General features: G+C 30.4%; 21 protein-coding genes. All 21 read left to right on the top strand.

The features are described from left to right. Window positions 1-201 precede the first annotated feature (201 nt). On the top strand, window positions 202-1,050 hold the full coding sequence (locus Ccar_RS19350) for a YihY/virulence factor BrkB family protein (protein ID WP_007063626.1): 849 nt from the start codon (window positions 202-204) through the stop codon (window positions 1,048-1,050). A 161-nt stretch (window positions 1,051-1,211) separates the two neighbouring features. Further along, window positions 1,212-1,799, top strand: a complete 588-nt coding sequence (locus Ccar_RS19345; protein ID WP_007064355.1) for a hypothetical protein — start codon at window positions 1,212-1,214, stop codon at window positions 1,797-1,799. 209 nt (window positions 1,800-2,008) lie between these two features. Next, window positions 2,009-2,356: a DUF6514 family protein gene (locus tag Ccar_RS19340; RefSeq protein WP_007059235.1), complete on the top strand. Its 348-nt coding sequence runs from the start codon at window positions 2,009-2,011 to the stop codon at window positions 2,354-2,356. A gap of 146 nt (window positions 2,357-2,502) precedes the next feature. Continuing rightward, window positions 2,503-2,919 carry a holo-ACP synthase gene (acpS, locus tag Ccar_RS19335; protein ID WP_007059236.1) on the top strand — a complete coding sequence of 139 codons (417 nt, stop codon included), beginning with the start codon at window positions 2,503-2,505 and terminating at the stop codon, window positions 2,917-2,919. Then, on the top strand, window positions 2,879-4,378 hold the full coding sequence (locus tag Ccar_RS19330; protein ID WP_007059237.1) for an NAD(P)H-hydrate dehydratase: 1,500 nt from the start codon (window positions 2,879-2,881) through the stop codon (window positions 4,376-4,378). Before acpS ends, Ccar_RS19330 begins: the two co-directional genes overlap by 41 nt. Before the next feature lie 97 nt (window positions 4,379-4,475). Beyond that, window positions 4,476-5,084: a germination lipoprotein GerS-related protein gene (locus tag Ccar_RS19325; protein WP_242852175.1), complete on the top strand. Its 609-nt coding sequence runs from the start codon at window positions 4,476-4,478 to the stop codon at window positions 5,082-5,084. A 165-nt stretch (window positions 5,085-5,249) separates the two neighbouring features. Further along, window positions 5,250-6,410 (top strand): alanine racemase, encoded by a 1,161-nt coding sequence (gene alr, locus Ccar_RS19320; protein ID WP_007059239.1) that lies wholly within the window; start codon window positions 5,250-5,252, stop codon window positions 6,408-6,410. A 492-nt stretch (window positions 6,411-6,902) separates the two neighbouring features. Next, the gene (locus Ccar_RS19315; RefSeq protein ID WP_007059240.1) at window positions 6,903-7,220 is read left to right on the top strand and encodes a CopG family ribbon-helix-helix protein; all 318 of its coding nucleotides are present in this window, start codon (window positions 6,903-6,905) and stop codon (window positions 7,218-7,220) included. Continuing rightward, entirely contained in the window at window positions 7,180-7,527 is a 348-nt protein-coding gene (locus Ccar_RS19310) for a type II toxin-antitoxin system PemK/MazF family toxin (protein WP_007059241.1), read from the top strand. The genes Ccar_RS19315 and Ccar_RS19310 overlap by 41 nt, the downstream gene beginning before the upstream one ends. Window positions 7,528-7,639: 112 nt before the next feature. Further along, complete coding sequence (locus Ccar_RS19305; RefSeq protein WP_007059242.1) at window positions 7,640-8,464, top strand: transketolase; 825 nt, start codon at window positions 7,640-7,642, stop codon at window positions 8,462-8,464. Next, window positions 8,464-9,405 carry a transketolase family protein gene (locus tag Ccar_RS19300; RefSeq protein WP_007059243.1) on the top strand — a complete coding sequence of 314 codons (942 nt, stop codon included), beginning with the start codon at window positions 8,464-8,466 and terminating at the stop codon, window positions 9,403-9,405. The genes Ccar_RS19305 and Ccar_RS19300 overlap by 1 nt, the downstream gene beginning before the upstream one ends. A gap of 210 nt (window positions 9,406-9,615) precedes the next feature. Next, a complete protein-coding gene (gene ftsE, locus Ccar_RS19295; RefSeq protein WP_007059244.1) occupies window positions 9,616-10,302 on the top strand; it encodes a cell division ATP-binding protein FtsE in 687 nt (228 codons plus the stop codon). Then, the gene (gene ftsX, locus Ccar_RS19290; protein ID WP_007059245.1) at window positions 10,292-11,179 is read left to right on the top strand and encodes a permease-like cell division protein FtsX; all 888 of its coding nucleotides are present in this window, start codon (window positions 10,292-10,294) and stop codon (window positions 11,177-11,179) included. Before ftsE ends, ftsX begins: the two co-directional genes overlap by 11 nt. 135 nt (window positions 11,180-11,314) lie before the next feature. Next, complete coding sequence (locus tag Ccar_RS19285; RefSeq protein WP_007059246.1) at window positions 11,315-12,481, top strand: S41 family peptidase; 1,167 nt, start codon at window positions 11,315-11,317, stop codon at window positions 12,479-12,481. Between the two features lie 116 nt (window positions 12,482-12,597). Continuing rightward, the gene (locus Ccar_RS19280) at window positions 12,598-13,890 is read left to right on the top strand and encodes a PDZ domain-containing protein (RefSeq protein ID WP_007059247.1); all 1,293 of its coding nucleotides are present in this window, start codon (window positions 12,598-12,600) and stop codon (window positions 13,888-13,890) included. A 3-nt stretch (window positions 13,891-13,893) separates the two neighbouring features. Continuing rightward, window positions 13,894-15,879, top strand: coding sequence for an excinuclease ABC subunit UvrB (uvrB, locus tag Ccar_RS19275; protein ID WP_007064356.1), 1,986 nt, complete (start codon window positions 13,894-13,896; stop codon window positions 15,877-15,879). Window positions 15,880-15,947: 68 nt separating this feature from the next. Further along, complete coding sequence (uvrA, locus tag Ccar_RS19270; protein WP_007059250.1) at window positions 15,948-18,770, top strand: excinuclease ABC subunit UvrA; 2,823 nt, start codon at window positions 15,948-15,950, stop codon at window positions 18,768-18,770. Between the two features lie 105 nt (window positions 18,771-18,875). Next, window positions 18,876-19,313, top strand: coding sequence for an FHA domain-containing protein (locus tag Ccar_RS19265; RefSeq protein ID WP_007059251.1), 438 nt, complete (start codon window positions 18,876-18,878; stop codon window positions 19,311-19,313). 38 nt (window positions 19,314-19,351) lie between these two features. Further along, window positions 19,352-20,554, top strand: a complete 1,203-nt coding sequence (locus Ccar_RS19260; protein WP_007059252.1) for an FtsW/RodA/SpoVE family cell cycle protein — start codon at window positions 19,352-19,354, stop codon at window positions 20,552-20,554. A 3-nt stretch (window positions 20,555-20,557) separates the two neighbouring features. Further along, on the top strand, window positions 20,558-21,985 hold the full coding sequence (locus Ccar_RS19255) for a peptidoglycan D,D-transpeptidase FtsI family protein (RefSeq protein WP_007059253.1): 1,428 nt from the start codon (window positions 20,558-20,560) through the stop codon (window positions 21,983-21,985). A 22-nt stretch (window positions 21,986-22,007) separates the two neighbouring features. Then, entirely contained in the window at window positions 22,008-22,904 is an 897-nt protein-coding gene (locus tag Ccar_RS19250; RefSeq protein ID WP_007064357.1) for an OB-fold nucleic acid binding domain-containing protein, read from the top strand. Window positions 22,905-23,344 lie beyond the last annotated feature (440 nt).

Here is a 23,344-nt window from a genome sequence, read left to right as displayed (position 1 = left end):
TAAAATATTGAATAAAACCTTAAGTTTCTGGCGGTATCACCTCGATTCTATTTATTATCAATAGATATGTTTTTGTGTCTAGAGGTTGTCTATTGATTAATTAAATAATACTATATCTATTAAGAAAAGTCAATATTCTGAATAAAATAATTATTTAAAATTTTTGATGAATAATATAGGAGTTAAAGGAGCGAGCACGTTATGGGGCAACAAGTGGTTAAAGATATTAAAAATTTAATGTTTAGATTTAATGAAGATGATGTATTGTCATTATCTTCTCAACTTGCGTACAGTTTGATATTTGCCTTTTTTCCATTTTTAATATTTCTCATGACTGTTCTAGGATATAGTTCTATTAATAGCCAAGATGTGCTAGCAGGATTAAATAGGATTATTCCACGAAGTGCTTTGGAGTTAATTAAGAATACTATAATAGAGGTGGTAGATTATAAAAATCCTCATCTGATGTCTTTTAGCTTAATTTTTACAATATGGTCAGCTTCAAGTGGTTTTAACGGTGTTATTAAAGGATTGAATAAAGCTTATGACGAGTTGGAACATAGAAGTTTCTTAAAAGTCCAATTTATAGCTGTATTGTGTACTATAGGATTGGTAATTGCCATATTTACTATGATCTTTTTATTAGTTTTTGGTCAAATAATTGGAAATTCTCTGGCATTGAATTTAGGGTTTTCAGAGGAATTTAAAATTATGTGGCACATAGTAAGATATATTATTATTATTGTACTAACTATTTTCATTTTGGCAGCATTATACCATTATACCCCCTGTAGAAGACTTACGTGGAGAGAAGTGAGTTCTGGTGCAATATTTGCTACTATTGGATTGATATTAGTATCCATTGGTTTTGCCTTTTATGTAAATAACTTTGGCAATTATTCTAAAATATATGGAAGTATTGGCGCTGTAATAATATTATTAACTTGGTTGTTTCTTGTATCAATTACTGTGGTTATGGGAGGGGAGCTAAATGCAACCTTAGCTTTCGATAGAGAAGGAAAGGAAAAATTTCATAAAAATATTTCTTAGTACAATATATGAAAAAAGCTATGAAACTAAGGGGTTAAACCTGGGTTTCATAGCTTTTTTTAATGAGGATTTATAATTAATTTTATAGTATATTAAAAAAAAAATTAGTAATAATATAAAATGTATGTCTGAACTAAAAACTTATTCTAGAGGGTGATAGATTGAATCGTAAAGACTATATGAAAAAAATTTATAAGAATTTTTATGATTTTATAACGGAGTGTTCTAGTAAAGAATTAGAGTATTTTATTTTAGATTCTAAATTTACTACTTTTTTTAATACCAAAATAGATGAAATGATTAAAGAAATAGGAAATGAAGGAAAATCCAATATAGAAGCAACAATAATATTTAGTACCAAAGGTGAAATAGCTTTAATAGACAGTTACATAATAGGAAGGTATTTGGCCAACAGTTACAAAATTTACATGGAACGACATTATAAACAAGATTCTTTGAATAAAATAGTTAAATACATAGTAAATGGTAATAAAAAATCTAAAAAAGACTTTTTAATATTATCTTTTAATGAACTAAATAACGCATTAAAAAGTATGTATAGTGACATAAAATGTAAAAAAGAAACAGTAGATAAGTATAGGCGGCTTTATAATTTGGAAAAGTGTGAAGACAATCAATGTTTATTATTAGTTGCAGCAATACTGATATTGGAGGATATATGCAAATTTACAAGAATTGAGGAAGAAGTTTTAGTAGAAGCTATTAATTGTCATTTAGATAAAATGTAGTCAAAGTATTTGTAGTTTCGACAATACTACACGTTAAAATATGAAAAATATTACATTTAAGGAATTTCAAAGTTGTTAGATTTGGTGTTACAAGTTTTTTGATGTCATATAAGAGGGATAAGTTATAAGTAACATTATCATGAAATGACATATTTTTTTTAAAGTATGTGCTAAGATAGTGTTGAAGTTGATTATGGGGGGGCAAAATCATGATAGTAGAAAATCTGGTTAGAACTCAAAAGACAGAAAAAATGAGGTATAATTATTTTTACAGACTACTAAAAGGTAAACTTTCAATAACATATGGAATAGATACCACAGAGGTACAGTCATATGGCATTGAAGTTGAAAGACAGGATTTTGTAGAGGATAAGTTAGTAAATATAGAAAGAGACTGTGTTAAAAGCATAAGTACTCAAAGGTATAAGGTTCATAATTTATTAAAATTGTTATATGACAATTGTGTATCACCTGTACATCTAGTTGATGTGTTAGGTGAAAATATTGATGATTATATAGTTGATTTTGATAAAGAAATAAAATATATTGCTTATTAAAATATTTACAAAATAAAGAGGAAAAAATCCTCTTTTTTTCTTTGTAGTACTAATTAAAGATAGTAGTTTGTACTTTTAAAATGGATAATTTTATTTTATTATATTAAGTAAGACTAATATTTAATAAAACACATGGGGGTGATGTTTTGATTTTAGGTGTTGGGGTAGACATAGTTGAGATAAGAAGAATTAAGGAAGCTATGGAGAAACATACAAATTTTATAGATAGATTATTTAGTAAGAATGAGATAGAGTACTTTAAGGTGAGAAATCTAAGACCTGAATTTGTTGCTGGAAGGTTTGCAGCAAAAGAAGCTGTAGTTAAAGCTATGGGTACTGGTTTCAGTGGATTTGAAATTAAAGACATTGAAATAGATAGAACAGCTTCTGGGAAGCCTATAGTTGTATTGAGAGGAAAAGCAAAAATGATAGCACAAAAGTGTGGTAATTATAAAATTCATGTAAGTATATCCCATAGCTTAGATAATGCCATAGCTTATGCTACAATGGAGGTAGATAAATTTGAAGATTGCAACATCAGAAATAATGAGGCTGATAGATAGTTATTGCATAAATGAATTACATATACCTGGAATTGTTTTAATGGAAAATGCAGCTTTAAAAGTTGTAAAGAATATAGATCTAGACAAGTATGATAGTTTTTGTATAGTGTGTACTAAAGGAAATAACGGTGGAGATGGATTTGCTATAGCAAGGCATTTACATATTTTGAACAAAAATGTGGAAGTATTTTTAGTAGGCGGAAAAGAAAATATGAAGCCTGACTGTAAAATTAATTATGATATATTAAAGAATATGGGAATCAATATTAATAAAGTAGATAATTTAGAAGATATTAATGAATTAAGAGATTGTATAGAAAGAAATCAAGTAACCATAGATGCCATTTTTGGAACAGGATTATCAAGAAATGTAGAAGGTATATTTGAGTCGGTTATATCTATAATTAATGAAAATAGCAAGTACATTATTTCGGTAGATGCTCCATCAGGTTTTGATAGCAATACAGGAAAGATATTAGGTAAATGTATAAGGGCTAATAAAACTGTATCTTTTGAACTGTATAAAAGAGGATTTTTAAACTATGGAACAGACAAAGTGACAGGAAAAATAATTATAGAGAAAATAGGAATACCAAAGAGTGCCATAAATAAGTTTCATAATAATGAATTTATTATGGATAGAAATATGATAAAAAATAATTTGATAAAAAGGGATAAGTATTGTTACAAGGGTGATTATGGAAAGGTTACTATATTTGCAGGATCGCAAGGATTTACTGGAGCAGCATATATTTGTTCAGAAGGTGCTGTGAGAAGTGGAGCAGGCCTCGTAACACTATGTTGTCATAAAGAAATTCAACCTATACTAAGTTCCAAGTTAGTAGAAGCTATGACTGTTTCTTTTGAAGAAGAAAATAGAATTAAAGAGCTTGTAGATAAAAGTGATGCTATAGCTATAGGACCAGGCATGGGAAATAACGAAGGTACCCTTAATATATTGAAAAATGTTTTAAATAGGGCTAAAAATCCAGTAGTTATAGATGCAGATGCTATAAATGTACTGAAAGATAATTTAGATATTTTAGCACATAGAAACTGCCAAATTATTTTAACTCCTCATTTAGGAGAAATGTCAAGGATAACAGGTTTGTCTATAGATTATATAAAGGAACATAGATTAGAGGTATCTCAAGCTTTTGCTAAGGAGAATAAAGTTGTAATACTTTTGAAAGGATATAACACTATAATTACAGATGGGAATAGTACAATAATTAATCCTACAGGGAATAGTTCTATGGCTTCAGGAGGAATGGGGGATTGTCTTACGGGCATGATAGCTTCGTTCATAGGTCAAGGATATAATAGTATGGATTCAGCTTGTATATCAGCTTTTATTCATGGATATTGTGGTGAGGTACTGTCAAAAGAAATGTTTTGTGTAAATGCTACACATGTATTAAATAACATACCATTTATAATTAAAGAATTACAAGAATAGAGAATAACATTTAAAGCTTATTATAAAAGAACATATAGGAATATTATTAATGATGAATTAATACTCTCTATTATAAATGTTTTTTAGGGGGAATAAGATGAGAAGAAAATTATTAATAGTAACTACTATGTTCTTTTTATTTTTTTTGTTATTATCAGGATGCAAGAATAATGAGGATAAATCAGAAAAAATTATTCAGAATTTTAAAAATCTAGATAGTTATAGCTGCGATGTGGATATGAAAATACAGAATGATAAACAAACTGTAAGTTATAAAGGAAAACAATTTTATGATAAAAGATATGGATATAGATTTGAACTTGAAAATAATAGAATAATGGTGTACAAGGATAATAATATATTTGTAAAAGATTTAAAAAGTGGATTTAAGTATAGTACGGATAAAAGTTTTGATAGTGTATTTAAATTGAGCTTTATAGGTGAATATATAGGTCTTATTTATACTAATGAAAAAATAAAAGTATCTTTAAAAACTATAAATAATAAAAAATATGAAGTTATAGGTTTGGATATTCCAGGTAATAATAAAAATATTAGTAAGGCTAATCTGTATATAAATGTAGATAATGAAAAACCGGAACACTTGAGCATATATGATTGGAAAGATAGTGAAAAAATTAAAGTAGAATATTCTAATTTCAATTTTAATACGGAATTGAATAAGAATTTATTTGTTATAGATTAGAAAAGCTAAATTTTGTGTGAATTTTGCAAGGTTGAGTTATTAAAATTGAAATAAATTTAATTTTTTAAACAATTTGAATGATATATGTATTAAAAATATTGTATAATTAATATGTATGGAAAACATATTAAAATTTTTACTTTATTTTGGAAGGGTGGGATATTTATGTTTAGAAATTTTAGATCTACATGGGTGGAGGTTGACTTGGATAACCTTACATATAACATGAAAAGTATTAGAAAAAAATCAAAAAGTAAGGAGCTAATAGGTGTCGTAAAAGCTGATGCTTATGGTCATGGTGCTTTAGAGGTAGCCCCAGTACTTTTAGAAAATGGTGCTACAAGGCTAGCTGTAGCTGTATTAAGTGAAGGCATTGAGTTGAGAAAGAGTGGGATCTCCTGTCATATAATGATATTGGGACTTACACCAAATACACTAATGGATGATTTATTAGAATATGATATAGAGCCTGCAGTAACTTCTTATGAGTATGCTAGTGAGTTATCTAAAGCAGCACAAGCTAAAGATAAAGTTGCTAAGATACATGTGGCAGTAGATACCGGTATGGGTAGAATTGGTTTCTTGCCTAATGAAGATAGCATAGAAGAGGTATACAAAATAAGCAAACTTCCTAATATTGAAATAGAAAGTTTATTCTCACATTTTTGCACTGCTGATGAATTGGACAAGGATTATTCTCATAAACAGTTTGAAAAGTATAATTACTTCTGTGAAAAGCTGCAAGAAAAAGGCGTAAAAATAAATATGAGAGATATAGCTAATAGTGCGGCAATAATGGAATTGCCAGAAACACATTATGAAGGAGCAAGGCCTGGAATAATACTTTATGGATATTATCCATCAACAGAAGTTGATAAGAAAATGTTAGATATAAAACCGGTTATGACTTGGAAAGCAGATATAATGCACATAAAAACTCTTGAAAAGGGTGAATATATAGGGTATGGAAGAAAATTTAGAACTGAAAGAAAGAGTGTTATTGCTACATTACCAGTAGGATATGCAGATGGATATACTAGAATGCTATCTGGAAAAGCAAAAGTTATAATTAATGGAAAGTTTGCACCAGTAGTAGGAAACATATGTATGGATCAATGCATGATAGATATTACTGAAATAGAAGATGTAAAAGTAGGAGACGAAGTAATACTTATGGGAAGTGATGGAACACTTAAATTTGATGTTGATGATATGGCTCCAATGTTGGGAACCATTAATTATGAATTATTGTGCATGATAAGTAAAAGAGTTCCTAGAGTTTATATTAAAGATGGAAAAATCATCAAGGTTAGAAACTATATATAATTTCAAATAGTTTTTTGCAAGACAGTAAAGGAAAGTTTCCTTTACTGTCTAATAATAATTATAAATTCCACAAAAATTACATATATTTAAATTAAGTGTGCAGTCTCTATGAAAATTTTAATTATGCTTGGTAAAATATCCAGTAACTATTTATTTATTATTTTATGTAAGTTAAATAATTAATAGCCGTGCGGATAAATAAATTTATTTTTTATAATATATTAAATATAGGTATATTTGGATATAATACTTTATAGAGATATATATTAAATCGCTTTTTATTAATTTATACGTAGTACATATTAAATTAAAATTGTATGTTTATAATACATAATAGTACAATATATTTGCAATAATAAGAGATTATTTGTAAAAAATACAAGTAGAAAAATGGGGAAAATACAGATAATTTCTTTGACACATTAATGGCTTTAGGACTATAATTTATATGTATATATTTCGCTTAAGTTAATAGGAGGTATTAATTTTTATATGTCAAATTCAAAGAGATTAGTGGTAAACCTCTCAGAAACACTCTATAATGAATTGAATAAAGTACTTCAAGAAGATTGCAAAAAAAGCAGTGAATTTATTCGAGAAGCTATCATATTATATATTAAAGAGAAAAAGAGATCAAATATATCAGCAATGGAAAAAGGTTATAAGGAGATGGCACAACTTAATCTAGAATTTGCAGAAATGGGCTTTGCAAATGACATGAAAGATTTTAAAGAATATGAAGCAAAGCTTTCGGAGAGTGATTTAGCTGATGACAACAATAGTAAAAAGAGGAGATATATTTTATGCTGATTTAAGCCCTGTAGTGGGGTCTGAACAAGGAGGAATAAGACCAGTAATCATTATTCAAAATGATGTTGGTAATAAATACAGTCCTACGGTAATAGTAGCAGCAATTACTTCCCAGATAAATAAGGCAAAACTTCCAACTCATGTGGAAATTTCATCGGAAGCCTATGGACTTAATAAAGATTCGGTAGTATTGCTTGAACAGATAAGAACTCTAGATAAAAGAAGATTGAAAGAAAAAATAGGTCATATGACAGATATAGATATGAAAAAAGTAGATGATGCACTTTTAGTAAGTGTGGGCTTGTGATAAGCTTAAGATAGGGATTTTAAATCCCTATTTTTTTGTGTATATAAAAATTAGGTTTTGTGATAAAATAATAGGTAGATTGCAATTGTTTGCTTATTAGGAGGTTGAGATTGTGAAAAAAAATATAGAAGAACTTAAAAAAGTAGCTCAGCAAGTTAGAAAAGATATTGTAATGATGCTAACTGAATCAGGTTCAGGACATCCAGGCGGATCTTTATCTGCAGTAGAAGTTTTAACTACATTATACTTCAATGAAATGAATGTAAATCCCGAAGATGCAAGAAATTCAAATAGGGATAGATTTGTCCTTTCTAAAGGTCATGCTGCACCTGTATTATACAGTACGCTTGCAAGAAAAGGATATTTTGATGTAGCAGAATTAAAAAAGCTTAGAAAGCTTGGATCAATTCTTCAAGGTCATCCTAACATGAATGAAGTACCAGGGGTAGATATGTCTACAGGATCATTAGGACAGGGAATATCTGCAGCAGTTGGTATGGCTATAGCTGGAAAATTGGATAAAAAGGATTACAGAGTATATACATTACTTGGAGATGGAGAACTAGAAGAAGGAGAAGTTTGGGAAGCATCAATGGCAGCAGCTCAATATAAGCTAGATAATCTTACTGCTTTTGTTGATTATAATGGACTTCAGATAGATGGACCATGTAAAGATGTAATGTCAGCAGAACCTATTGCTGATAAATTTGCAGCTTTTAGATGGAATGTATTAGAAGTAGATGGACATAGTTTTGAAGAATTAATTGATGCTATAGAAAAGGCTAAAACTGTAAAAGGAAAGCCAACAATGATAGTATGTAAAACTATAAAAGGTAAAGGTGTATCCTTTATGGAAAATCAAGTAGGCTGGCATGGAAATGCTCCAAGCATGGAACAATGCGAGCAGGCTTTAAAGGAAATTGGAGGTGAAGAATAATGTCTAATAAAATAGCAACAAGGGAAGCTTACGGAAAAGCTTTAGCAAAAATAGGCCAGGAAAATGAAAATATAGTTGTACTTGATGCGGATTTATCAAAATCAACTAAAACTGCAGAATTTAAAAAGGTTTGTCCCGAAAGATTTATAAACATGGGAATTGCAGAAGGTAATATGATGGCAGTAGCAGCTGGAATGTCAACTTGTGGAAAAATACCTTTTGTAAGCAGTTTTGCTATGTTTGCTGCAGGAAGAGCTTTTGAACAGATAAGAAATTCTATATGCTATCCAAAGTTAAATGTAAAAATATGTGCAACTCATGCAGGAATAACAGTTGGAGAAGATGGAGCATCTCACCAATCTGTAGAGGATATTTCATTAATGAGAAGTGTACCTAATATGACAGTAATATGCCCAAGTGATGCAGTAGAAACAGAAGCTGTAATTAAAGCTGTAAGTGAACTTAAAGGACCTTGCTATGTTAGACTTGGCAGATCAGGTGTTCCAGTTATAAATGATAGACCTGATTATAAATTTGAGCTAGGAAAAGCCGTAACATTGAGAGAAGGAAAAGAAGCAACTATAATTGCTACAGGTATAATGGTAGATGCGGCATTAGAAGCATATAATACTCTTTCAGAAGAGGGAATAAAGGTTAAAATTGTAAACATACATACAATAAAACCTATAGATAAAGATGCTATAATAAATTCAGCAAGAGAAACAGGAGTTGTAATAACTGCTGAAGAACACAGTATAATAGGTGGATTAGGCTCTGCTGTATGTGAAGTGTTAAGTGAAAATCTTCCTACACCAGTAGTAAGAGTAGGAATAAAGGATACTTTTGGAGAAAGCGGAAAGCCTGCAGAACTTTTAAAAGCTTATGGATTAACTTCAGACGATATAGTAAAAGCAGTTAAAAAAGGATTAAGCTTGAAATAAAACATTATGTAAGTGGTGGTATTTATTAGAAATACCACCATTTTTAATTTAAATAAATTAAAATTTCAGGACTAGGTTGCCATAAATGTATCATTTTATTAACAAAAAATTAGCATAATAGTTTTTTATTTAATGTCGTATTATGTTATAATATTTTTAGCAATGCAGAAAAGCTATGTAAACTTAATATGCATGTAAGGAGATGTTTAAATGATACAGTTTAATAATGTAAGCAAAGTTTATAATAATAATATATTTGCCCTGTCCAATGTGAATGTAAATATAGAAAAAGGGGAATTCGTATTTTTAGTAGGACCAAGTGGAGCAGGAAAATCTACCTTTATAAAAATTTTGCTAAAAGAAGTTGACGTAACTAGTGGAAACATAATAGTAAATAATACAGATATAACAAATCTAAAGAGAAAATCAATACCATATTATAGAAGAAAAATAGGAGTGGTTTTTCAGGATTTTAGGTTAATTCCTACATTAAATGTTTATGAAAATGTAGCATTTGCAATGAGAGTAGTAGAAGCACCTTTAAAAGAGATAAGAAAAAAGGTACCAGTAGTTTTATCTCTTGTGGGACTAGCTAATAAATACAAGGCTTTTCCACATGAGTTATCAGGAGGAGAACAGCAAAGAATATCATTAGCAAGAGCTATAGTAAATAGCCCATCAATATTAATTGCTGATGAACCTACAGGAAACTTGGATCCCGAAACTTCAATGGATATTATGCAAACTTTAAATGATATAAGTCGTGCAGGAACTACTGTTGTTATGGCGACTCATGCCAAAGATATAGTAGACAGTATGAGAAAAAGGGTTATAGCCATAGAAAAAGGAGTTATAGTAAGAGACGAGAAAAGGGGTGCATACGGATATGAGGATTAGTACAATTAAGTTTTCTATAGTAGATGCTTTAAAAAGCTTAAAGAGAAACAAAACCATAAGTAGTGCAGCAGCAACTGTCGCAGCAACTCTTTTTATATTGGGAGTTTTCTGGCTTACTATACAAAATGTTAATCAAGGAATACTTGAAGTAGAGTCAAGAGTAGAAGTAAAAGTTATATTGAAAGATAATATAACTATGTTACAGCAAAGGGATATAGAAAAGAAGATAAAAGATGTAGACGGAGTAGAAGATGTTAGCTATGAAAGTAAGGCTCAAGCTATAGAAAAATTCAGAAAGCAACTAGGAGAACAAAATAAAGGATTATTGGACGGATTAGATAAGGACAATCCTATGCCTAATTCATACATAATAAAGGTTCAAAAGCCGGAAGTAGTATCTAATGTTGTAAGTGGAATAAAAGGTATGCCAGGCATAGATGAAATAAAAGATGGCAGAGATATTGTAAACAAGATTATAACAATAACAAAAACTATAAAATGGGTTGGAAGCGTAATGTTTGTAATACTAATGGGAGTTTCATTATTCCTAATAGGAAATACTATAAAGCTTACAGTATATTCAAGAAGAAGAGAAATAGGTATAATGAAATATATAGGAGCTACAGATTGGTTTATAAGATGGCCATTTATAATTGAAGGTATGATGATTGGAGTTGTAGGCGGTATAGTAGCAGATATAATTTTATATTATGCTTATAGGATGGCTTATGCAAAAGTTTCATCAGGATTAGTTATGATTCAATTAGTTGAACCTCAATATGTTTTAATTAACATTCTTGGCTTATTTATATTAGTAGGTATGATTATAGGAGCAGCAGGCAGTATTTCTTCTATAAGAAAGTTTTTAGATGTTTAGTAAGCATGCAGTTTAATACTGCATGCTAATTTTTTATAAATACTTGTGCAAATTTATTTTTTTTAATGTTATAATTATTTAAGATTTATATAAATAATATAGGTATATAAGCTTTAAATCAAAGAGGTGGAAGAATTGAATAAGAAGAAGTGGATATCACTAACTATAGTAGCTGTACTTGTAACAAATACAATTACTTTATTTGGAACAAAATCATATATTCAAAATAATAGTAACATAGGTAAGTTTTATAAACTATTTCAAGTGGAGAGTGCGTTGTATAAGTATTATGATGGTAATATAAATGAATCAGATTTGGTAGAAGGAGCTATTAAGGGCATGACAAGTGCACTAAATGATCCTTATACAGTATTTATGAATAAGAAGGAATTTGATGAATTTAATACTCAAACAGAGGGAAACTATAGTGGTGTAGGATTACAAGTTCAAGCTAAGGACGATAAAATTATTATAGCTGATATATTTGAAGATTCGCCAGCTAAAAAAGCAGGATTGCTTCCTAAGGATGAAATTGAGAAAGTAAATAATACTGATGTATCAGGAAAAGATCTTGATAGAGCAGTTACCTTAATGAAGGGTAAAGAAGGAACGGAAGTTACCTTAACTATGAATAGGGCAGGTAAAGGTGTTTTTGATGTAAAACTAAAGAGAGCAAAAATAAACTTAGTTACAGTAAAGGGAGAAATGGTAGATAAAAATGTAGGTTACATACAAATTTCTATGTTTGATGAAAATACAGCCAAAAATCTACAAAGTAAACTAAGTGAACTTCAAGGAAAAGGAATGAAATCACTTATAATAGATTTAAGAGGAAATCCTGGTGGACTTTTAAATGAATGTGTAGATATGGTTTCTAACTTTTTACCAAAGGATAAAGTGATTGTTTCTACCATAGATAAATATAAGAATAAAAAAGAATATAAATCAAGTGGAGGAAATTTTGTAGGATTACCTCTTACAGTACTTACAAATGGTGGTTCAGCTAGTGCTTCCGAGATATTCTCAGGTGCTATAAGAGATTATAAAATTGGAACCTTGGTTGGTGAAAAGACTTTTGGAAAAGGTGTTGTTCAAACTATGCTGGATACAGGGGATGGAACTGCACTGAAGGTTACAGTTTCAAAATATTATACTCCAAATGGAGAGAATATACATCATGTTGGCATAAAGCCAGATGTACCAGTAACTTATCCAGAAGAACTTAGAAAGAAAGCCTATGATAGAAGTTCAGATCCTCAGTTTAATAAAGCACTTGAACTAGCAAAAACTAAAGTTAAATAGTGGATATTTGTTATTTTGATTAAAAATAAATATAAAGATATAATATATTTATGGATTTTAAGTTAGGCAGAGAAATTTCTGTCTAACTTCATTTATGGAGAGGGGAAAGTGGATTAATGAGTATTTTGTTATATACTTTAAAATCGGTAGCTTTTGCATTAACGGAACCATACTTAGTTGCGTTTTTGATTATTTTAGCTTTTGTACTTTATAGAAGAAATAAGAAAACTTCCATTATGCAAAAAATGATAATAGGGGAAAGAATAAATTCTCCTTTTGAGTTAACTATATCTCAAATTGTTATAGGTATTTTTGCAGGTACTATTGCTAGCATTATGATGTCTTATTTAGGTATTGTGTTCGATGAAAATTCAGCTGTAGATTTAGTATTTTTACTATCCATAGTTTTCATGTTTTTTAATCAGAGATTCATATGCTTTTCTTATTCGGGATCAGTTCTTGGAATTATGAGTATAGTACTAGGTTTCCTTTCAGTTAGTCTAAAAATGCCTAATTTAGATATTTTAAAAATAGATATAGTGGCTCTTATGAGTATGGTTGCAGTATTGCATTTTATAGAAGGATTTTTAATAATTTTAGATGGTGATACAGGATATATACCTGTATTTACAAATAGGAGTGGTAGGATAATAGGAGGTTTTGCACTTCAGAGATATTGGACACTTCCAGTAGCAATGTTTTTTATTTTGCACAGTGTGTCTAATCCAGGATTATCATGGCAGATACCTACACCAAATTGGTGGCCTCTAGTAAACAATTCTATGCCTTCAAATGTATTGAAAAATGCATTAGTAGCTTTGATTCCTTTTTATGGAGTGATAGGTTATAACAGCATAACTTTTACAAGAGGTAAGAAGGAAAAAACTTTAATGTCTGGAGGATTAACTATAATATATAGCTTAGCTTTATTTGCATTAGCACAATTGGCTGCTTTAAATATATTTTTTAAAATTTTAGTACTTGTATTTGCACCAGTTGCTCATGAAGGAATGATAATTTTTCAAAGACGATTAGAATTAAAAGGCACTCCAAAATATACAAGTGACGAAGAGGGAATTATGGTTTTGGAAGTTGCACCTAATTCTCCTGCTAATGAAATGGGAATTTCTACAGGAGACTTGCTGGTGGAAATTAACAGCGAGAAAGTGGAGAATGAAGAAAAAATAAGTGAAATTATTAGAGAAACTTCAAATTTTATTTGGTTTAAAGTAAAAAAGGTTACTGGCAAATTTGAAGAAGTAAGCTATAACAAAATGAATACTTCAAAAAGATTGGGAATAGTATTTGTACCAAAAGGAGTTCCAAAGGATAGTATGGTAGTAAAGTTTGATGAGAACAAGTTTGCGGAGATATTACAGAAAATCAAAAATAAGGATAGGGATGAATAGAGAATGAAAGAATTTAAAATACATTCAAAATTTAAGCCTACAGGAGATCAACCACAAGCTATAGATAGTATAGTAAAAAGTATAAATGATAAAGAGAAATTTCAAACCCTTTTAGGAGTTACAGGATCAGGTAAAACTTTTACTATGGCAAATATAATTGAGCGTGTTAAAAAACCAACTTTAGTTTTAGCCCATAATAAAACCTTGGCAGCTCAGTTATGTTCAGAGTTTAGAGAATTTTTTCCGGAGAATTGCGTAGAGTATTTTGTATCTTACTATGATTATTATCAACCTGAAGCCTATGTTGCTCAAACGGATACTTATATAGAAAAAGATGCATCTATAAATGATGAGATAGATAAGCTAAGACATTCAGCTACTTCTGCTTTGTTAGAGAGGACAGATGTAGTTGTAGTAGCATCGGTATCATGCATATATGGCTTAGGAAATCCGGAAGAATATAAAAAACTTACTTTATCTTTAAGAGAAGGAATGACTAAAGATAGAGATGAAGTTCTAAAAAAACTTGTAGAAATACAGTATGAAAGAAATGAAATAAATTTTGTAAGAGGTACATTTAGGGTAAAAGGAGATGTACTTGACATATTTCCAGCGTCATCCAGTGGAAAAGCTATAAGAATAGAGTTTTTTGGTGATGAAATAGATAGAATAAAAGAATTTGATGCATTAACGGGTGAAACTATAGGAACTAGAAAGCATGTGTCTATATTCCCTGCATCCCATTTTGCCACTTCTAGGGAAAGACTGGAGATAGCTATAAAAAGTATAGAATCAGAATTAGAAGAAAGAGTAAGAGAACTCACATCTCAAGATAAGCTTTTGGAAGCTCAAAGATTAAAGCAGAGAACAAATTTTGATATAGAGATGATGAGAGAAGTAGGATATTGCAGCGGTATTGAAAATTATTCAAGGATATTGGATGGAAGAGCAAAAGGAACTCCTCCTCAAACACTTATAGATTACTTCCCTGAAGATTATTTACTTTTTATAGATGAAAGTCATGTTACCATTCCACAAGTAAAGGCTATGTACGCTGGAGATAGGTCGAGAAAAGAATCTTTAGTTGAATATGGATTCAGATTACCTTCAGCATTTGATAATAGACCACTTACATTTAATGAATTTGAAGGGAAGTTAAATCAAGTACTTTTTGTAAGTGCAACACCTGCAAATTATGAATTAGAACATTCTACAAATGTGGCAGAACAAATAATAAGGCCTACAGGCCTATTGGACCCTGAAATTGAAGTTAAGCCTATTAAAGGACAGATAGATGATTTATATAAAAATATAGTAGAAACTATAAAAAGGGGATATAGAATTCTTGTAACAACTCTTACAAAAAAAATGGCAGAGGATTTATCGGATTACTTTAAAGAAATGGATATTAAAGCTAATTATTTGCACTCTGGTATAGATACTATACAGAGAATGGAAATAATAAGAGATTTGAGAAAGGGTGAATTTGATGTCTTAATTGGAATAAATCTTTTAAGGGAAGGTCTTGATATACCTGAAGTTGCTTTAGTAGCTATACTTGATGCTGATAAAGAAGGTTTTTTAAGGTCTGAACGTTCTTTAATTCAAACAATAGGAAGGGCTGCAAGAAACTCAGAAAGTAAGGTTATTATGTATGCAGACAGAATAACTGATTCTATGGGTAAAGCAATATCAGAAACTAATAGAAGAAGAAAAATACAAATGGAGTATAATGAAAAACACAATATAGTACCTAAAACCATTAAGAAAGAAATTAGAGAAGTAATTGAAGCTACTAAGGTTTTAGAAGAAAATGCGCAATATGATAGTTTAGAAGAAGCTATGGAAGCTAATAATGAAAATATAGATTTATTAATTTCAAAATATGAAAAAGAAATGAAACAAGCGGCCAAGGAGCTGCAGTTTGAATTGGCAGCTGATTTAAGAGATAAAATACTAAAATTAAAAAAACAAAAAAAGAAAAACTAATGACCGATAGAAAAAAGCATCTTGGGATATATTGTACTACAAGAAAATGAGGAGTGTAAACAAAAGTAATGAAGGATAGAATAGTAATAAAGGGTGCAAAGGTTCATAATTTAAAGAATGTGGATTTGGAAATTCCAAGAGATAAGTTAATTGTATTTACAGGATTATCTGGTTCAGGAAAATCATCTCTAGCTTTTGATACTTTGTATGCAGAAGGACAAAGACGATATGTTGAATCATTATCCGCTTATGCAAGACAATTTTTAGGACAGATGAATAAACCAGATGTGGAATATATAGAAGGATTATCCCCAGCAATATCTATAGATCAAAAGACAACAAGCAGAAATCCACGTTCTACTGTAGGAACTGTTACTGAAATATATGATTATTTAAGACTTTTATATGCAAAGGTAGGAATACCTCATTGTCCTAAGTGTGGAAAAGAAATAAAGCAGCAAACAGTAGATCAAATGGTAGACAGAATAATGTCTATGGAGGAAAGAACAAAAATCCAGGTATTAGCGCCTGTAATAAAGGGAAGAAAAGGTGAACATGTAAAAGTATTAGAAAATATAAGGAAAAATGGTTTCGTAAGAGCAAGAATAGATGGTAATATTGTAGAATTAGAAGAAGATGATGTTAAACTTCAGAAAAACATAAAACATACTATTGAAGTAGTAATAGATAGGTTAATTATTAAAGAGGATATAAGAAGTAGATTAGCTGATTCCATTGAAACTGCACTAAAATTATCAGAAGGTGTTGTTATTATAAATGTTATTGGAGAAAAAGATATTCTGTTTAGCGAAAAATTTGCTTGTGTGGATTGCGGTATAAGCATAGGAGAAATAGCACCTAGAACATTTTCTTTTAATTCACCTTTTGGAAAATGTGAATGTTGTGATGGATTGGGTACTCTTATGGAAATAGATGAAGATTTAGTAGTACCTGACAAGAGTAAAAGTATTGCAGATGGAGCCATTGAAACCATGGGCAGTGGAAGTTTAAAGGAAGATTCATGGACATTTAGTATATTAAAGGCACTTGCTAAAGAATATAAATTTTCATTAAATACACCGGTAGAAAAGCTAGATCCAGAAATAATGAACGTTATATTTTATGGTACCAAAGGAAGAAAAATAAAGGGAAAATATAGAAGTGAAAATGGATTAATGGAATTTGACCATGCTTTTGAAGGTTTTATTAATAATTTAAAGAGAAGGTATTTAGAAACTAATTCTGACTATATAAAAGGCCAGATTGAAGCATATATGAGTGATGCACCTTGTTCTAAATGCGGCGGAACTAGGCTTAAAAGTGAAGCTTTAGCTGTTACTGTTGGAGAAAAGAATATAGCTCAATTTTGTGAAATGTCAATCAAGGATGAACTAAAATTTTTAGATGAACTTAAGCTATCTGAAAAAAACGAAATAATTAGTGAACAAATATTAAAGGAAATAAAGGGAAGACTAAAATTTTTAATAGATGTAGGCCTTGATTACTTAAATTTGGCCAGAATGGCGGGAACCTTATCAGGAGGAGAATCTCAAAGAATAAGGCTTGCAACTCAAGTTGGGTCAGGTTTAGTTGGAGTATTGTATATTCTTGATGAACCAAGTATAGGACTCCATCAAAGAGATAACGATAGACTAATTGGTACGCTAAAACATTTAAGGGATTTAGGCAATACATTAGTAGTAGTAGAACATGATGAAGATACAATGAAGGAAGCAGATTTTATTGTGGATATAGGTCCAGGAGCAGGAGAACATGGGGGAGAAATAATAGAAGCAGGAACTATTGATAAAATAATTAATAATGAAAAGTCTATAACTGGACAGTACTTAAGTGGAAAAAAGAAAATAGTTGTTCCTGAAAGTAGGCGTTCTGGTAATGAAAAATGTATAATAGTAAAAGGTGCTAAACAAAATAATTTAAAAAATATAGATGTAAAATTTCCATTAGGAATTTTTACTTGTGTTACAGGAGTTTCAGGATCAGGAAAAAGTACGTTAGTTAATGAAATATTATATAAAGGACTTCATAAGAAAATAAATAACGCTAAAGATAACCCTGGAATTCATAAGGATATAAGTGGAGTAGAAAATATAGATAAAATTATAAATATAGATCAAAGTCCTATAGGAAGGACGCCAAGATCTAATCCTGCCACATATACTGGAGTATTTGACATTATAAGAGAGGTTTTTGCTAGTACTTCAGAATCTAAAATGCGTGGGTATAAACCAGGTAGATTTAGCTTTAATGTTAAAGGTGGAAGATGCGAAGCCTGCAGCGGGGATGGAATAATAAAGATAGAAATGCAGTTTTTATCTGATGTTTATGTACCCTGTGATGTTTGTAAAGGAAAGAGGTATAATAGGGAAACTTTACAAGTAAAATATAAAGGGAAAAATATTGATGATGTTTTAAATATGACAGTAGAGGAAGCATTGCAGTTCTTTGAAAATATACCTAGAATAAAAAATAAACTACAAACCCTTATGGATGTAGGACTTGGCTATGTAAGATTAGGTCAACCATCTACTCAGCTATCAGGAGGAGAAGCTCAAAGAATAAAACTAGCATATGAGTTATCTAAAAGAAGCACTGGAAAAACATTGTACATTTTAGATGAGCCGACTACTGGACTGCACATAGATGACGTAAGTAAACTAATAAGTATACTTCAGAGAATTGTGGATACAGGAAATACAGTAATTGTTATAGAGCACAACTTGGATGTTATAAAATGTGCAGATTATATTATAGATCTTGGTCCAGAAGGTGGAGAAAAGGGTGGAGAAGTTATTTTTACTGGAAAACCGGAACAAATAGTAGAAAACCAAAGGTCTTATACAGGACAATATTTGAAAAAGATGTTATAATTTAATAAGACTAGCAGCTAATCTACCCTAATGCTAGTCTTTTAATGTGTAAAAGGTGTTATGGAATAAGGTTATCAAAAAGTATGAGTACAAGAAGGTGATTATATGGATCTGAATAAGTTAAGCTTAGTTTTTAAAATTATAATAATAGCTATAGTCTATATCATAATTTCTTTAGCTCTTAGAATAATGTATAAAGATATAAAGGGTGGAGATAAGAAAAATAGAAGAAGACACAGAAAGTCTTTGGGGTTAGAAATTATTAATGCTGGTAACAATTCCAATTTAAGAAAGGGTGCTGTTATACCTATTCATGGAGAAGTAAACATAGGAAGAAAGAGTGGAAATTTTATTGTATTGGACGACCCATATGCATCAGGATATCATGCAAGAATATTTTTAAAAAATAATGATTGTATATTAGAAGATTTAAATAGTACAAATGGTACGCTATTAAATGGAAATAGAGTAAATGGCAGAAAGTATTTAAATTCTGGTGATGAAATTGTAATAGGAAATACATCATTTAAAGTAATAGGATAAAAATCAGATTTTCAATTAAAAATTGGTGGTGAGTGAATTTGGATACTAGTAGAGATGAAAAAAAGCTCTTAAGATACACATATCTTTTATGCCTAGTGTGTTTTGCTAATCTGGCCATACTTAAGCAGCCATTAGATAAGAATGCTATGGTTATGGCTGTAGTTACATGTTTGCTTATAGGATATTCTTATTTTATAATAAGAAAGTTTTTTTCCGATGGAGATAAATATATATTTATCTTTTCCAGTATATTATCTGTTATAGGCATTGTTATGATATATAGGTTGAATATGGCTAGTTCCATAAAGCAAATTATATGGTTTGCTATAGGCGTAACAGGTTTTATATTGATAGTAGTAGTACTTCCAGACCTAAGAAGGTTTAGTAAATATAAGTACATATTTTTAGTAATTACTATAATATTTATGGGTATTGCTACACTGTTCGGCAGAGAAGTTAATGGTTCTAAGAACTGGATTTTTATAGGAAGTTATGGCTTTCAACCCTCGGAATTTGGTAAGCTATTTTTAGTTGGATATTTGGCCTCTAGTTTGAAAGACTATAAAGATTTTAAAAATCTTATAGAGCCAGGTATAGTAGTAATGGTATGCTTAGGGTTTATGGTGATGCAAAAAGATTTAGGATCTGCACTTATATTCTTTGGAATATCTGTAACTATGCTGTATATAGCTACATCTAAATTTAGATATGTAGCTGCTTGTTTTGCTTTATCGAGCATAGGAGCTGTGGCAAGTTATAGACTTTTTGATCATGTAAGAACAAGGGTGTTAATATGGCAAAATCCTTGGCCATATGCCACAAACAAAAGTTATCAGGTAGTACAATCTATGTTTTCTATTGCCTCAGGAGGACTTACAGGGTCAGGACTTGGGCTTGGACATCCAGAATATGTTCCTGTTAACACTACAGATTTTATATTTGCAGCCTTGTGTGAGGAATTAGGTATACTTATAGGATTTGCAATAATAATACTATATTTCTTACTTTTTTACAGGTGTATGAGGGCAGCAGTGTATGAAGAAGATAATTTTTCAAGACTTTTAGCAGTAGGATATGCTGCCATGATTGCATCTCAAGTTTTGGTTATAGTAGGGGGAGTTATGAATGCTATTCCTCTTACAGGCATAACATTACCTTTAGTAAGTTATGGAGGAAGTTCTATGCTTATTACGTTTTTTTCTTTGGGTATAATTCAAAAGATATCAGAAGAGGGTAGGTAAATTATGAATGATATATCAAATAACATAAAAAAAGTTCTTATGATTTTCTTGATATGTTTTATAGGATTAATTTCATATATAACTTATTTTGAAATGGTTGAAGGACCTAAAATAGTAAATAACACATATAATAGAAGGTTGTGGGTTAAGAGAAATGAAGTTTTAAGAGGAACTATTTATGATAGAAACGGCAAACCTTTAACAAAAAGCTCTAGAGTTAATCAGGAAACCCAAAAGAGAGAGTACACAGGTGGAGAAATTTTTGCTCATGCATTAGGATATGTAGATATAAAATATGGTATTACGGGTTTGGAAAAAAAATATGATAAAGAGCTAATGGATACTGATATTGAAGACAATATTAAAAGTTTGATAAAAAATAAAGGTAAAGAACAAGAAAAAATAGGTGATAACTTAAAAACTACCCTAGATTATGATGTTCAGAGTAAAGCTTATGACCTTTTAGGAGATAATAAAGGAGCTGTAGTAGCTCTAAATCCTAAAACTGGAGAAGTTTTGGCAATAGTTTCAAAACCATCGTTTAATCCTAATAATTTACAAGAAATATGGCAATCTATAAATACTGATAAAAATAGACCTCTTTTAAATAGGGCTACAGCTGGACTATATCCTCCAGGTTCAACTTTTAAAACAGTTACAGCTGTAAGTGCCTTGGAGAATATGCCAGGTGTCAGAAATAGAACATTTCAAGACAATGGAGAGTTGAGAATAAGTGATAAATATTCTCTTCATAATTTTGAAGGTGAAACATTCGGTAATATAGATTTTAAAAATGGTTATGTTCACTCAAGTAATGTGGTATTTGGTACATTGGGATTAGAGCTTGGAAATGATAAGTTAAAGGAAACAGCAGAAAAGTTTTACTTTAACAAAGACATACCAGCAGATGGAATACCAGTAGAGCAGAGTAAGTTCCCTACTTTTAAAAATTATGAAAAAGGAAGCATTGCTCAAACTGCTATTGGACAGAGCAGCGATTTAGCAAGTCCGCTCCAAATGGCATTAGTTTCATCTACTATAGCAAATGGCGGAATAATGATGAAACCTCAATTGGTAAAGGAAGTACAAACAAGTAAAGGGGTACTTGTTAAGTCAATACAACCAGAATCGTTAGGGCAAATTATATCTACAAGTACTGCAAACACTATGAGAGATTTTATGAAATCTGTTGTACAAGAAGGAACTGGTGGGAATGCATCCGTTGAAGGGGTGGATGTATGTGGTAAAACTGGAACGGCTGATCATCAAGTTGATGGAAAAGATGCTACGCCACATTCTTGGTTTATAGGGTTTGCTCCTTATGATAATCCACAGGTAGCAGTAGCAGTAATTGTAGAGGATGGAGGACAAGGTGGTAAGGCTGCAGCTGGAATAGCATCAGAAGTAATTAGAACAGCCTTAAAAAAGTAGAATATAAAGGTGGTGCCTAGTGTTGAAAATTGAAGATATTGCTAAAGCAAACAATGGAGATGCCATTGAAGTTTTAGGCATGGTAAATGACAAAAGAACAGGATATAAGAAGGACGGAAGCCCTTATATAATCATGATAATGCAAGATAATACAGGATCAATATCATTTCCAGTATGGGACCATTATGATAGGTTAAACAATTCAATGGAAGAAGGAAGCATTGTACATGTAAAAGGATTTGCAGGAAGTTTTAATGGCAATATGCAAATAAAAAATCCTGTAATACAGGTGCTTCAAGAAGATGTAAATTATTCAGATTTTGTGCCATTTTATGATGTACCTAAGGAACTTATTGAATACTTTATTAAAACTATAAATAAATTAGAAGATAAGTATAAGAAAATAGCTGTAGCTGCTACTGGAGCCATGGGCTACAATGAGGAAAGATGGAATGCATTTTTGAATTGTGTTGCAGCAGAGAAATTTCATGGTAACAAAAGAGGCGGACTTTTTATACACACTGTAGGTGTGATGAAAACTATGGAAAGTGTGCTTAATAATTATATAGATAATCCTTTTTATATGGATGCAAGTAAAGTAATGAATAAGGATAGGCTTATATTAAAAGCTGTAATACACGATATTATGAAAATAAAGGAATATCAATATGATGGTGTAATAAAAAGGAAGCCTATAAAATTAGACCATATAGTAATGGGTGCAGCATATGTATCAGAAATAAATAATGAAGTAGGAAATGTTCTTTCGGAAGAAGAACTAGATGATATATGCTATTCTATACTTTCACATCATGGTGAGTTTGGAAAGTTTGAACCTAAAGGGGTAGAAGATATACTTTTAAATATAGCTGACATAGTAGATAGCCAAATTGTAAATGCTATAGAAAATAAGATATAGACTAATTAACACTTAAGTATATGTGAAGTTAACTGAATAATATAAGCATGATGTGACACAAATTTTTCAAAGGACAATTGACAGAGGACAATGAAGGTGAGTTTTCCTTCTTACGTCAGAAAACTAATTTATTTTTAAAGCTTATTTTGCTAAAGCAAAATAAGCTTTAAATTTATATAAACTAGCAATGTTTCGCTTTAGCGAAACGAGTCTTCAGAAATTTGATTAAAGATTTTTAGCAGCGCAGCGGAGAAAAATCATCCTTCACTGTCCTCTGTCAATTGTCAAATGTCCTCTCAAAAAAATATTGTGTAAAAATTTAACTTAAAGGTAAGTTTTTTGTGTGCAAATAGCGGAGTTCTACATGAATCTTCAATTTCATATTTTCCCGGGAAATTTTGTTGTAAAAAGTAAAATTATCACTGTTTTAATGATATAAT

The sequence above is a fragment of the Clostridium carboxidivorans P7 genome (assembly GCF_001038625.1).
In the GTDB taxonomy this organism is placed as follows: Bacteria; Bacillota; Clostridia; order Clostridiales; family Clostridiaceae; genus Clostridium_AM; species Clostridium_AM carboxidivorans.
The sequence above is the reverse complement of the archived record's forward strand: the minus strand, read 5'-3'. Positions and strand labels throughout refer to the sequence as shown.